A 13,472-nucleotide genomic window follows, 5' to 3' on the forward strand; every position below is an offset into this window, starting at 1 on the left:
GGAGAACAGGTGAAAGTTGGATTTTTTACAGATACTTATTTTCCGCAAGTTAGTGGTGTCGCCACTTCAATTAAGACGTTAAAAGACCAATTAGAAGAAAATGGCCATCAAGTATATATTTTTACCACAACTGATCCGCATGCGCCGGCTTTTGAGGAAGGTGTCATCCGCATGCCGAGTGTTCCTTTTGTTTCATTTAAAGATCGTCGAATCGTGGTTCGTGGCATGTGGTATGCTTACTTGATCGCCAAAGAATTACAACTTGATTTGATCCATACCCATACAGAGTTTGGTACAGGGATCTTAGGGAAGATGGTCGGTAAGAAATTAAAGATCCCGGTGATTCATACTTACCATACAATGTATGAGGATTATCTTCATTATGTGGCTAAAGGAAAAGTATTACGGCCTTCGCATGTCAAATATTTTTCACGTTTATTTGTGAATCATTCTACTGGGGTGGTTTGTCCCAGTGAGCGAGTGATCAAAACATTGCGTAACTACGGGGTATCTATTCCGATGCGGATTATTCCAACAGGGATTGAGATTGATAAGTTTAAACGTCCAGATATCACGTCTGAAATGATACAAGAGATTCGTCAGCAAGTGAAAATAGCACCTGACCAGATCATGCTGTTATCATTAAGTCGTTTGTCTTATGAAAAAAATATTCAAGCGATTTTAGAAGGAATGCCTGAAATCGTTCAACACAATGCATCAATCCGGTTAGTCATTGTCGGTGATGGACCGTATAAACCACAACTTGAAGCCCTAGTTGCTTCTTATGATTTAGAAGAATATGTAGTGTTCGTCGGTGAAGTAGCCAATCATGAAGTGGCATTATATTATCATGCGGCAGATTATTTTGTAAGCACGTCGACTTCTGAAACACAAGGCTTAACCTATACCGAAGCAATGGCTGCAGGGTTGCCGATGATTGTAGAAGGAAATGATTATTTGAATCATTTGATTGATGATGCTAGTTTAGGAACGACATTTGCAACGGATCAGGATTTTGCACAAGCTGTATTGCGTTATATTGAAAAAGATCTTTCGTTACAACCAGAAGTCTGTCAGCGTAAATTACAAGAAATCTCTGCTGAACAATTCGGTTTGTCGATGATTCATTTTTATCATGATATGATCGCATTAAAAGAAAAAGAACGTGCTGTGGAAACAAAAGAAGTTTCGTTAAAAAAAATTAAGTTGAAATTAAGTAGTTCCAAACGATCGGGACAATAGAAACTGCAAAAACTACGTTATCAGTGCTATACTGAAGACGTAGTTTTTTTAATTTGGAGGGATGAAAATGAACATAGGCTTTATTGGAACAGGTGTCATGGGACATGCGATGGTCGAACATCTTTTGGCTGCTGGTCATACGGTATTTGTATATAATCGTACGCAAGAAAAAACAGACGATTTAATACAAAAAGGAGCGATTTGGCAAGCGACACCACAAGAAGTTGCGCAACAAGCGGAGATTATCTGTACGATGGTGGGGTATCCTCAAGATGTAGAAGAAATCTACTATGGAACAAAGGGGATCTTTTTAGCTGATATACAACATAAATTGTTGATTGATTTTACAACCAGTACGCCAAGTTTAGCAGAAAAAATCGCCCAAACAGCACAAGAACAACAGGCGCAAAGTCTAGATGCACCTGTTTCTGGTGGTGATCTAGGAGCAAAAAATGCGACATTGACGATTATGGTAGGTGGCGTGAAAGAAGCATATGAACGGGCATTACCATTGTTTGAAATTATTGGAAAAACTTATCAATTGCATGGTGATCCAGGAAAAGGTCAACATACAAAAATGGCCAATCAAATCATGATCGCAGGGACGATGACTGGAATGGTTGAGATGCTCGCTTATGCCAAACAAGCTGGATTGGATTTACCAAAAGTTATGGAGACTTTGGGTGGAGGGAGTGCGAGTAACTGGTCGATGCTAAACTATGGTCCGCGTATTTTAAAAGAGGACTATAGCCCAGGCTTTTTTGTTAAACATTTTATTAAAGATTTAAAAATTGCTTTAGATGAAGCCAAACAAATGAAACTGGATCTTCCGGCGACGACATTAGCAGAGAAGCTCTATGAACAGTTAGCTGATCAAGGATTTGAGAATGAAGGAACACAAGCATTGATTCGCTTGTATTGGCAAGATGGAAAAAAAACTGAAAATGACTGATTTTTTTGTCAAAATCAATGCAAGATAGCCGCGATTCTGTTACAATGTAACAGAAACGAGGAAAGGGAGGATTGCTGAATGAAAAGTTCGCAATTAGTCGCGATTATTAGACGTCTCGAAGCGATGATTGAAGCGCAAGATAACGAAATACAAGTACGCCGTTTTGAAAAAGAAGGCGTTGAGAAATGTACGGTAACATACGATCGTGCAACAGAAACATTCGAATTAACCGAAGCTGCATCAAATCAACCATATCAATTTGATAATGTTGATATTGTTGCAATGGAGATTTACGATTTAATTCAATAACATAGAAAAGAAAATGAGCAAGCTTGTCGAACTCGTTTTCTTTTTTTTATAAAAAAATAAATAAATACGCTTTTTTTTAGGGTGGTTTCTGAAAAAATAAAAAAACCTCTTGCATTTTTTGTTTCTGTAATTTATAGTTTGATTATCAAATCATTTGATAATCAAACTATCCGGGTGGCGAAGTCATGAGTGAAAATTTTGAACAAATTAATGATCTTCTAGTTGAAGTATTCAATGATATATTGGTCATTGAAGAGTCAGAATTAAAAAAATCACAGTTCAATGACTTGTCGATCACTGAGATGCATACAATTGAAGCTGTAGGGATGTATAAGAAAAAAACTACAACCGAAGTTGCAAGAGAGTTATCAGTCACAGTCGGTACCTTAACGATTGCTGTTAATCGTCTGGTGAAAAAAGGATATGTCGAACGGATTCGTAGTGAAGACGATCGGCGTGTGGTTAAATTAGGTTTGACAAAAAAAGGAAAATTGCTTTACCGTGTTCATCAGCATTTCCACCGCGAAATGATTCGCTCTGTCGTAAAGGGAATGGATAAAGATGAAGTTTCAGCGTTATTACAAGCGCTAGATAGCTTGCATAACTTCTTGCAAGAATACAAGTGAGTGGACAACATGACGAAATATGGACGAATCGTGGCTAGTGCAAGTTATACACCAGCACAGATTGTCACAAATGATGACTTAGCCAAAAAAATGGATACAAGCGATGAATGGATCTATTCCAGAACTGGAATCAAACAACGACACATTGTACGAGATGAAAATACTTCAGATCTTTGTATCCAAGTTGCGCAAAAGTTATTACATGAAGTAACTCTTGAAGCGAATCAACTTGATTTTATCATTGTAGCGACAATGTCACCAGATTTTCAAACACCTTCTGTTGCCAGTATGGTACAAGGTGCGATTGGTGCGACCAACGCTTTTGCATTTGATATGAGTGTCGCGTGTTCTGGTTTTGTCTATGGACTATCGATTGCAGATAAATTGATCCAAGGTGGCGCGACGTATGGTCTTGTCATTGGTGGTGAGGTATTATCGAAAATGGTCGATTGGCAAGATCGCTCAACTGCTGTATTGTTTGGCGATGGAGCAGGCGGTGTGGTATTAAAAGCAAGCGAGCAACAAATGATATTGATTGACGATCTACATTCAGATGGTACGCGTTTTGATGCTCTGACATCTGGTTGTGTAGCAGTCGAAAATCAAGAAAAAGAAGCGAAAACATTATCTCCTTTACAAATGAACGGTCGGGCGATTTTCGACTTTGCGACGCGTGAAGTCATGGCATCGACAAGAGAGATGTTAGGAGATCAATTAGCAGATGTCGATTATTTTTTATTACATCAAGCTAATTCGCGTATCTTAGATATTTTCGCGCGTAAATTAAAAGTACCAAGAGAACGTTTTTTACAAAACATGCAAAATTATGGAAATACATCGGCAGCCACAATTCCATTATTATTAGATGAAGCAATCCAAGCGGGAACCATCACGCTTGGAAGTCGACAAAAAATAGTAATGACCGGTTTTGGCGGTGGATTAACTTGGGGTAACTTGTTACTCGAAGTATAAAAATAAAAACAAACAATATTTGGAGGAATTATTCATGGTATTCGAAAAAATTCAAGCAATCGTAGCAGAAGAGTTAGGTAAAGAAAAAGACGAAATTCAATTAACAACAAATATTCAAGAAGACTTAGAAGCAGATAGCTTAGATTTATTCCAAATCATCAACGAAATCGAAGATGAATTCGATGTGAAGATCGAAACTGAAGATGGAATCAAAACTGTTGAAGATCTAGTGAAATACGTAGAAGCACAACAAGCATAATAAATAAGAGGCTGGGCGAAAGCCTGGCTTTTCTTATTGGAAAAAGAAAGGGGAATGATTCATGTCAACTGCCTTTTTATTCAGTGGTCAAGGTGCACAATATGAGGGAATGGGGAAAGAACTCTATGATGTCTATCCAGTTGTTCGCGAAACATTTGAAGAAGCAAGTGATACGCTAGGCTATGACGTTGCCGCGTTATGTTTTGATCCAAATGATCGTTTGAATTTAACCGAATATACTCAACCTGCTATTTTGACTGTGAGTACAGCTTTTTATAAGGTGGCATGTCAAGAAGGACTAAAACCAGATGCTGCATTAGGCTTAAGCCTAGGAGAATATACTGCATTAGTTGCTAGTGGTGCATTATCATTTAAAGAAGCGGTGTCTTTAGTTCAAAAGCGTGGTCGTTTTATGACACAAGCCGCACCTTTTGGTTCAGGAAAAATGGTCGCGGTAATGAATGCAGCAGTGGAAGATATCGAAGCTGCTTGTGTACAAGCCGCAGCTGAAACGAAAAAAATCGTCGTGCCAGCAAACTATAATACACCGCAACAAATCGTAATCGGTGGTGAGAGCGAAGCAGTCGATCAAGCCGTTGCGATCTTGCAAGAAAAAGGTGTGCGCCGTATGATTCCATTAAACGTTAGTGGACCTTTTCATACTCCAATTTTAGCGCCTGCTGCAAAAGAATTAGCACAAGAATTGGCACATATCGAATTCTCAACAATGACGATCCCTGTAGTGGCCAATACAACAGCTAAAGTGATGCAAGAAGATGAGATCAAGACGTTACTAGAACGCCAAGTGATGTCACCTGTTCGCTTCTACGAAAGTATTGCCACCTTACAGACACTAGGGATTACGGAATACATTGAAGTTGGCCCAGGAAAAGTGCTAAGCGGATTCTTGAAAAAAATCGATAAAACATTGTCTAGTCATCGAATCGAAGACGTAGAGACATTCAATCAAACACTAGAATTACTTCAATAGGAGGTCTACATGGAATTACAAGGAAAAAATGCGTTTATTACAGGTAGTACACGTGGTATCGGACTTGAGATTGCAAAAGCTTTTGCAAAACAAGGAATGAATATCGTATTAAATGGCCGTGGTGAAGTTTCAGAAGAGATTATTGCAGAAATTACTGCTCATGGCGTAAACTGTGTGGCAGTTTCTGGTGATATTTCAGATTTTGAATCTGCAGGTCGTATGATCAATGAAGCAGAAGAAAAATTAGGCAAACTAGCGGTTCTTGTCAATAATGCTGGAATTACCAATGATAAATTAATGTTACGCATGTCAAGTGAGGACTTCGAACAAGTCATTAAAGTCAACTTGACGGGAACGTTCAATATGACACAACACGTCTTGAAAAAATTCATGAAACAACGTGAAGGTGCTATTATCAATTTATCAAGTGTTTCAGGTTTAATGGGAAATGTTGGGCAAGCCAACTATGCGGCAAGTAAAGCAGGTGTGATTGGCTTTACAAAAACAGTCGCACGTGAAGCGGCTCCGCGCGGAATCACTTGTAATGCGATTGCTCCAGGGTTTATCAAAACTGATATGACAGATGTATTATCCGATAAAGTCAAAGAGCAAATGTTGCAAACAATTCCGTTACAAGCATTTGGTTCAGTAGAAGCTGTCGCAGATACTGCTGTCTTTTTAGCAAAAAATTCATATATTACAGGTCAAGTCATCAATGTTGATGGCGGACTAGTCATGAACGGATAGAAAAGGAGCAAAACAATGAATCGAGTAGTTATCACAGGGTATGGTGTTGTTTCTCCAATCGGAAACGACCCGGAAGCCTTTTTATCAAGTTTAAAAGAAGGTAAAAATGGAATTGGTCCCATCACGAAATTTGACGCTGCAGATACGGGCGTACATGTTGCCGGTGAGGTCAAAGATTTTCCACTAGAAAAATACTTTACGAAAAAAGATACAAAACGTATGGAGATGTTTTCGATTTACGGAATCCATGCGTCATTAGATGCAATGGAAATGGCTGCTTTAAAAGCAGAAAACATCAATGCGGATCGCTTTGGAGTTATCGTAGGTTCTGGTATCGGTGGCTTGCCAACGATCCAAGATCAAGTGACACGTATGAACGCTAAAGGTCCACAACGCGTTTCACCGATGTTTGTTCCATTATCGATCGTAAATATGGTATCTGGTAATATTTCAATGCGTGTTGGAGCAAAAGGCATTAGCTATTCACCAGTTACAGCATGTGCAACTGGAACCAATGCAATTGGGGAAGCGTACCGTAATATCAAACACGGCTATTCTGACGTGATTTTAGCCGGTGGATCAGAAGCGACGATTTGTGAAATCGGGATTGCTGGATTTGCTTCATTAACAGCTTTAAGTAAAGAAGAAGATCCAAATAAAGCTTCAGTACCATTTGACAAAGACCGTAATGGTTTTGTAATGGGTGAAGGTGCCGGAGTGTTGGTATTAGAATCATTAGAACATGCGAAAGCACGTGGCGCGAATATTTTAGGTGAAGTAGTTGGATATGGGTCAACCAGTGATGCATACCATATGACAGCACCAAATCCTGATGGTTCAGGTGCCGGTAAAGCAATTAAACTAGCATTAGAAGAAGCTGCGATCACACCTGATCAAGTCGGTTATATCAATGCCCATGGAACAAGTACACCAACAAATGATGGTGCTGAAGCGACAGCGATTCAATATGGTCTAGGTGCCGGTTATATGAATACTTACGTAAGTAGTACGAAATCAATGACAGGTCATTTACTTGGTGCTGCTGGTGGAGTGGAAGCTGTAGCCACTTTACTTGCCTTACAACATCAATTTATCCCACCAAATATCAATGTAACCGAACAAGATCCAAATATTGAACTAAACGTTGTGAAAAATGAAAGCATCGACGCAACATTTGACTATGCATTAAGTGACTCACTAGGTTTTGGTGGACACAATGCTGTAATCTTAATGAAGAAATGGGAGGAAGAAGCGTGAACTTCTCAGAAATTAAAGAAATCGTAGCCTTAATCAATCAATCGAACTTAACGGAATTCCATGTTAAGGATCAACAATTTGAATTGTACTTAAACAAAAATGCACAAGCACAAAAAACAATGGAGCAAGCAGCACCAGCACCTCAAGTAGCACCAGCACCTCAAGCAGCGCCGGTAGCGGTAGCTCCAGCACCAATCGTAGAAACACCGGTAGTAGATACACCAGTAGTACCGGCAGCAGACGTAACGGGTAAAGAAATCACGTCACCACTTGTAGGGGTAGCGTATCTTAAACCAAGTCCAGATAAAGCGAACTTTAAACAAGTTGGCGATACGGTTAAAAAAGGTGACGTATTGTGTATTTTAGAAGCAATGAAAGTCATGAATGAAATCGTTAGTGATGTTGACGGTACGATTGCAGCTGTACTGATTGAAAACGAAGCTGTTGTGGAATATGGTCAACCATTATTCGTTGTGAAAGAAGGCTAAGTAATGACAAGTTTAACTATACAAGAAATTAAAGAAATCATCCCGCATCGTTATCCGATGTTATTGATCGACCGTGTTGAAGAAATCGTAGCGGGTGAGAAAGTAATCGCCAAAAAAAATGTAACAATCAATGAACCATTTTTCCAAGGTCATTTTCCACATGAACCAGTTATGCCAGGCGTATTAATTATTGAAGCAATGGCACAAGCAGGTGCGGTAGCCTTGTTATCGATTGAAGAATTTAAAGGCAAAACAGCCTATTTTGGTGGAATCGATAAAGCAAAATTCCGTAAAAAAGTAACACCAGGCGATACCTTGATGTTAGAAGTCGAGATTTTAAAAGTAAAATCAAATGCCGGCATCGGAAAAGGTGTAGCAAAAGTCGACGGTAAAAAAGTAGCCGAGGCTGAATTAACCTTTATGATTGGATAGGTGAAAACATGTTTTCGAAAATTTTAATTGCCAACCGTGGTGAAATTGCAGTTCGTATCATTCGTGCTTGTCGCGAGTTAGGTATTCGTACGGTTGCGGTTTATTCTGAAGCAGATCGCGATGCACTTCATGCAGAACTTGCAGATGAAGCGATTTGTATCGGACCGGCTAAAGCAGTCGACTCGTATTTGAATGTTAAACAAATTCTAAGCGCAGCTATTTTAACGAAAGCAGAAGCGATCCATCCAGGATTTGGCTTCTTGTCTGAAAATAGTCAATTTGCTGAAATGTGTGAAGAATGCAATATTACGTTTATTGGACCAAAAAGCAAAACAATTGACGAAATGGGAAATAAAATCCATGCGCGTCAATTGATGATGGATGCAGATGTTCCAGTTATTCCAGGAAGCCATGGTTCGTTAAGTAGCGTGGAAGAAGCGATGACGTTAGCTGAAGAAATCGGATTTCCAGTTATGCTAAAAGCAGCAGCTGGCGGTGGTGGTAAAGGGATCCGTAAAGTAATGTCAGCTGAAGAGTTGCCAAAACATTTTGATTCCGCACAACAAGAAGCAAAAGCCGCTTTTGGTAATGATGAGATGTATATGGAAAAAATCGTATACCCAGCGCGTCATATCGAAGTGCAAATTTTAGCTGATAATTTTGGGAATGTGATCCACTTAGGAGAACGCGATTGTTCGTTACAACGCAATAACCAAAAAGTTCTAGAAGAATCACCTTCTGTCGTGATTACAGCCAAAGAGCGTGCGCATTTAGGCGAAATCGGTGTGCGTGCAGCCAAAGCAGTAAATTATCAAAATGCGGGTACGATCGAATTTTTACGTGATGAAGAAGGAAACTTCTATTTCATGGAAATGAATACGCGTATCCAAGTGGAACATCCAGTAACCGAAATGGTTACCGGGATCGATATTGTCAAAAAACAAATCGAAGTTGCAAATGGAGAACCACTAGGAATTACCCAAGAAGAAGTGACGTTTTCTGGTCATGCGATCGAATGTCGTATCAATGCAGAAAATCCGGCCTTTAACTTTGCGCCATCACCAGGTAAAATCAAAAACTTACTGTTACCAGCAGGAGGAATGGGTTTACGTGTCGATAGTGCGATGTATTCAGGCTATGCAATCCCACCATTCTACGATTCTATGATCGCTAAAGTGATCGTTCATGGAAATTCTCGTTTTGAAGCGTTGATGAAAATGCAACGTGCGCTAACCGAGTTTGTTACAGACGGTGTGGTGACGAATGTCGAGTTTCAAATGGATTTAATCAGCCATCCAAATGTTATCGCTGGAGATTACACGACAGCCTTTTTACAAGAAGACTTTTTACCAAACTGGAAACCTGAAGAATAGGAGGAGTGACGCATGGCTTTATTCAAAAAGAAGAAAGATTATATTCGTATTAATCCGAATCGCGATCAGCCGAGCAATCAACAACCTTCTGTTCCAGATGACATGTGGGCAAAATGTCCAAATTGTAAGCATACGCTGTATACGAAAGAAATGGGTGCAGAACGAATTTGTCCAAACTGTGGCTACAACTTTCGTATTCGTGCTTGGGAACGTTTATCGATCACGATCGATGAGCGTAGTTTTGAAGAATGGAATCATGGTTTAGAAACAAAAGATCCATTATCATTTCCTAATTATTTAGAAAAAGTACGTAAAATGAAAGCTGCGACACATTTAGATGAAGCAGTATTGACGGGAAAAGCGACGATTGAACAACAAGAAGTGGCCATTGCGATCATGGATTCACATTTTATCATGGGAAGCATGGGAACGATTGTTGGAGAAAAAATCACACGTTTGTTTGAACGCGCAACAAAAGAACAGCTACCTGTTGTAATTTTTACTGCTTCTGGTGGTGCAAGAATGCAAGAAGGCATTTTGTCTTTAATGCAGATGGCGAAAATTTCAGCTGCAGTCAAACAACATAGTAATGCTGGGTTGTTATACGTGACAGTGTTGACGGATCCAACAACAGGTGGTGTAACCGCTAGTTTTGGAATGGAAGGCGACATTATTTTGGCAGAACCTCAAGCACTAATCGGGTTTGCTGGACGTCGTGTTATCGAACAAACAATCAAACAAGAATTGCCAGATGATTTCCAAAAAGCAGAATTTTTATTAACGCATGGATTTGTCGATCAAATCGTTCCTAGAACGTTGTTAAGACAACGTTTGAGTGAATTATTAGCCTTGCATGTCAAAGGAGAGTGGTAAGCGATGGCCAAACAAGCACATGAAATCGTAACGTTAGCCCGCAGTAAAGACCGCTTGACTGCGTTAGATTATTTTGAAACGATGTTTGATGGATTTCAAGAATTTCACGGCGACCGTTTATATGCGGATGATGAAGCCGTAGTCGGTGGTGTAGCCTTTCTTGATGGAAAACCAGTGACGGTGATTGGGATTCAAAAAGGACGAAATTTAACAGAAAATCTTCGTCGTAATTTTGGATCACCACACCCTGAAGGATATCGTAAAGCATTGCGTTTGATGAAACAAGCAGAAAAATTTAATCGTCCTGTGATTACCTTTATCAATACAGCAGGAGCGTTTTGTGGAATCGGTGCTGAAGAGCGTGGTGAAGGTGAAGCAATCGCAACCAACCTTTTAGAAATGTCGGATCTAAAAGTCCCGATCATTTCAATCATTATTGGTGAAGGTGGTAGTGGTGGTGCGTTGGCTTTAGCATTAGGTGACGAAGTCTGGATGTTAGAGCACTCGATTTATGCCATTTTATCTCCTGAAGGATTTGCCTCAATCTTATGGAAAGATGGCAAACGTGCAAATGAAGCAGCTGGTTTGATGAAAATCACGGCTCATGAGCTAAAAGAGATGGATGTGATCGAGCGTATCATTCCTGAAACTTTCCGCGATGAAGCGTTAAGTAATCAAGAAATCATGAAACGATTGAAAGCTGATTTACAGTTCAAATTAAAAGAACTGATGCATCAGTCAGTCGAACAACGGATCGAACAACGTTACGCACGATTTCGTAAGTTTTAAAAAACAGAGAAAATCAGTTCTTGATTTTCTCTGTTTTTTTGTTTACGATCACCAAAAAGAGTAAAGAAAGTAGTGGACAGAATGAAAGATGCAACGTATTGGGTAAAGTTATTAAAAGAAAAACAAATTAGCCATCAAGAATTGATTGCACAGTGGATGAAACGAATCGAACAACATCCAGAGCTCAATGCCTTTGTTTCTCTAGATCCGGAGAAAACGCTAGAGCAGATCAAGCAAAAAAAAGACTGGTTAGATACGCCTTATGCGGGACTACCTATCCCATTAAAAGTACTTGGTCACACGAAAAAAGGATGGCCAAATACGGCCGCGTCACGTTTATTACTAAATAATCAAGCGCAAAGTACGAGTGCGTTTGTTGACCGATTAGAAAAAATCGGGTTTGTTCCATTTGGTCAAACCAACGCGCCAGAATTTGGATTTAAAAATGTAACGGACTCGACGGTGTATGGGGATGCTAAAAACCCACTGAATCTTGCATATTCTCCAGGAGGATCAAGTGGCGGTGCTGCTGCGGCTGTTGCCGGAAATTTAGTACCGATCGCAAGTGCCAGTGATGGAGGGGGGTCGATTCGCATTCCTGCGTCATTTACGGGATTGATTGGATTGAAACCCACAAGAGGAACGATGCCGATGGGGCCAAATGAACTTAGGGGATGGCAAGGGGCCTCGATTGGCTTTGCCATGACGCGTTCGATGCGGGATACGAAAACATTATTTTATTTATTACGTGATCCCAATCAGCCTTCACCCTATCAAGCACCGACTGTGGAGTGGACACACCAAGGTCCAAGTGCTAAACGCGCAATGTCTGTTGCAGTTTGTATCGATTCTCCTTTAGGCCATCCGGTAAGTGAAGAAGCAAAAATTGCAGTGAAAAAAACAGTGGCACAACTTGAAGCATTAGGGCACCATGTAACAGAGATCTCGTATCCGATCGATGGGCTTCAGTTGATTCAAGCATACTATCGGATGAATGGTGCAGATACAGCAGCGATGTTTCACGCGATGGAAAAACAAGTCGGACGATCCTTTACGCTAGAAGATATGGAACTGATGACGTGGTGGATGTATCAATCGGGTAAAAAAATGCCCGCTGCAGAGTATGTATTGTCCTTAGAAGTTTGGGATCAGGCCTTCTTGGAGATGGAAAAGTTATTTACGCAATATGATTTATTTTTATCTCCAAGTGCGACAACAACCGCGCCACGCCTTGATCAAGATCTTCAAAGCGATATTATTCGGACACAATTAAAAAATATTGAAACGGTTTCGTTTGCGGAGTCAGAGACGATTATCTTCGATATGTTTGCCAAAAGTTTAGCCATCACCCCGTATACACAACTAGCCAATTTAACGGGACAGCCAGCGATTAGTTTACCAGTCCATTTAACGGCAAACGGATTGCCCATTGGTGTACAATTTATGGCCAGTCGCGGACGTGAAGACCAATTGTTCCAGATAAGTGATGAATTGGAAGAAACTGGAATTTTCAATACGTATAAATAAACTAAAAGGGTGTGACAAGAGTCTGTCACACCCTTTAGTTTAATATTCGCCGCTAAATACTTTTTTCTCAGGTAGTGGGTAGTCAGCAATCGGCTGACCATCGGCGATTAGTGCTTCTTTAAAATCGGCGATACTAAGATCTAATTTTCGAGATAAGTCAAAGACGCTGTGCAAGACGTCATGAAAATACATCGAGTTTCCTTGTTCAAAATAGGCTTTGTATTCAGGAGAAGTATTGGCATGGCCTGTTTCTTCTTGATAGGTTTTTGCTTCTTTTAAATACGTATTAAAGTGTTCGTTGGTATAGTCGACAAAATGATTAAAAATGGCAATAGCTAGACTTAAATCTTTATGCCAAGAGTCATATGTTTTTTTCGCCAATCCGCCTTGAACTTCAATCAATTCAAAGTTATGATCACGAAGATATTGTGTAATCAACATTTCAGTATTTAACGCAATGCCGGTATACGATACTTCATCAAACTCAAAGTGTTTAAGGCTTTCTAGTTCAGTAAGTAAACTTTCTGGTGTGAAATTACGATTTTCGAGACTTTTATAAATCTTTTTTTGTTGAAACATTTGACCAACCTCCAATAAACTTATTTTGTATAGGTATATTATAAAACAATTGAATA

Annotated in this window: 16 protein-coding genes; 15 read left to right on the plus strand and 1 reads right to left on the minus strand. The window is 39.8% G+C overall.

The features are described from left to right. Window positions 1–9: 9 nt before the first annotated feature. The 15 genes from I573_RS07185 to I573_RS07255 all read left to right on the plus strand — a co-directional run bounded on the left by I573_RS07185 (window position 10) and on the right by I573_RS07255 (window position 12,837). The gene (locus I573_RS07185) at window positions 10–1,242 is read left to right on the plus strand and encodes a glycosyltransferase family 4 protein (protein WP_016185688.1); all 1,233 of its coding nucleotides are present in this window, start codon (window positions 10–12) and stop codon (window positions 1,240–1,242) included. A 67-nt stretch (window positions 1,243–1,309) separates the two neighbouring features. Next, entirely contained in the window at window positions 1,310–2,194 is an 885-nt protein-coding gene (locus tag I573_RS07190) for an NAD(P)-dependent oxidoreductase (RefSeq protein WP_016185687.1), read from the plus strand. A 78-nt stretch (window positions 2,195–2,272) separates the two neighbouring features. Continuing rightward, complete coding sequence (locus tag I573_RS07195; protein ID WP_016185686.1) at window positions 2,273–2,503, plus strand: YkuJ family protein; 231 nt, start codon at window positions 2,273–2,275, stop codon at window positions 2,501–2,503. 185 nt (window positions 2,504–2,688) lie between these two features. Next, entirely contained in the window at window positions 2,689–3,129 is a 441-nt protein-coding gene (fabT, locus tag I573_RS07200) for a fatty acid biosynthesis transcriptional regulator FabT (RefSeq protein WP_016185685.1), read from the plus strand. 9 nt (window positions 3,130–3,138) lie between these two features. Next, window positions 3,139–4,101, plus strand: a complete 963-nt coding sequence (locus I573_RS07205; protein ID WP_016185684.1) for a beta-ketoacyl-ACP synthase III — start codon at window positions 3,139–3,141, stop codon at window positions 4,099–4,101. A gap of 34 nt (window positions 4,102–4,135) precedes the next feature. After that, window positions 4,136–4,360, plus strand: a complete 225-nt coding sequence (locus I573_RS07210; protein WP_016185683.1) for an acyl carrier protein — start codon at window positions 4,136–4,138, stop codon at window positions 4,358–4,360. A gap of 61 nt (window positions 4,361–4,421) precedes the next feature. Next, the gene (gene fabD, locus I573_RS07215; RefSeq protein WP_016185682.1) at window positions 4,422–5,351 is read left to right on the plus strand and encodes an ACP S-malonyltransferase; all 930 of its coding nucleotides are present in this window, start codon (window positions 4,422–4,424) and stop codon (window positions 5,349–5,351) included. A 9-nt stretch (window positions 5,352–5,360) separates the two neighbouring features. Further along, window positions 5,361–6,098: a 3-oxoacyl-[acyl-carrier-protein] reductase gene (gene fabG / locus I573_RS07220; protein WP_016185681.1), complete on the plus strand. Its 738-nt coding sequence runs from the start codon at window positions 5,361–5,363 to the stop codon at window positions 6,096–6,098. Between the two features lie 15 nt (window positions 6,099–6,113). Next, a complete protein-coding gene (fabF, locus tag I573_RS07225) occupies window positions 6,114–7,355 on the plus strand; it encodes a beta-ketoacyl-ACP synthase II (RefSeq protein ID WP_016185680.1) in 1,242 nt (413 codons plus the stop codon). Next, window positions 7,352–7,843, plus strand: a complete 492-nt coding sequence (gene accB, locus I573_RS07230; protein ID WP_016185679.1) for an acetyl-CoA carboxylase biotin carboxyl carrier protein — start codon at window positions 7,352–7,354, stop codon at window positions 7,841–7,843. Before fabF ends, accB begins: the two co-directional genes overlap by 4 nt. 3 nt (window positions 7,844–7,846) lie before the next feature. Further along, window positions 7,847–8,275 carry a 3-hydroxyacyl-ACP dehydratase FabZ gene (gene fabZ / locus I573_RS07235; protein ID WP_016185678.1) on the plus strand — a complete coding sequence of 143 codons (429 nt, stop codon included), beginning with the start codon at window positions 7,847–7,849 and terminating at the stop codon, window positions 8,273–8,275. An 8-nt stretch (window positions 8,276–8,283) separates the two neighbouring features. After that, on the plus strand, window positions 8,284–9,648 hold the full coding sequence (locus tag I573_RS07240) for an acetyl-CoA carboxylase biotin carboxylase subunit (protein WP_016185677.1): 1,365 nt from the start codon (window positions 8,284–8,286) through the stop codon (window positions 9,646–9,648). A 12-nt stretch (window positions 9,649–9,660) separates the two neighbouring features. Next, window positions 9,661–10,521, plus strand: a complete 861-nt coding sequence (accD, locus tag I573_RS07245; RefSeq protein WP_016185676.1) for an acetyl-CoA carboxylase, carboxyltransferase subunit beta — start codon at window positions 9,661–9,663, stop codon at window positions 10,519–10,521. Window positions 10,522–10,524: 3 nt separating this feature from the next. Next, window positions 10,525–11,310, plus strand: a complete 786-nt coding sequence (locus tag I573_RS07250) for an acetyl-CoA carboxylase carboxyl transferase subunit alpha (protein WP_016185675.1) — start codon at window positions 10,525–10,527, stop codon at window positions 11,308–11,310. 81 nt (window positions 11,311–11,391) lie between these two features. Continuing rightward, on the plus strand, window positions 11,392–12,837 hold the full coding sequence (locus tag I573_RS07255) for an amidase (RefSeq protein WP_016185674.1): 1,446 nt from the start codon (window positions 11,392–11,394) through the stop codon (window positions 12,835–12,837). A 39-nt stretch (window positions 12,838–12,876) separates the two neighbouring features. Here I573_RS07255 and I573_RS07260 read toward each other — a convergent pair whose 3' ends face one another. Then, window positions 12,877–13,416 carry a hypothetical protein gene (locus I573_RS07260; RefSeq protein WP_016185673.1) on the minus strand — a complete coding sequence of 180 codons (540 nt, stop codon included), beginning with the start codon at window positions 13,414–13,416 and terminating at the stop codon, window positions 12,877–12,879. Window positions 13,417–13,472: the final 56 nt, after the last annotated feature.

Origin of the sequence: Enterococcus sulfureus ATCC 49903 (assembly GCF_000407605.1) — a bacterium.
In the GTDB taxonomy this organism is placed as follows: Bacteria; Bacillota; Bacilli; order Lactobacillales; family Enterococcaceae; genus Enterococcus_G; species Enterococcus_G sulfureus.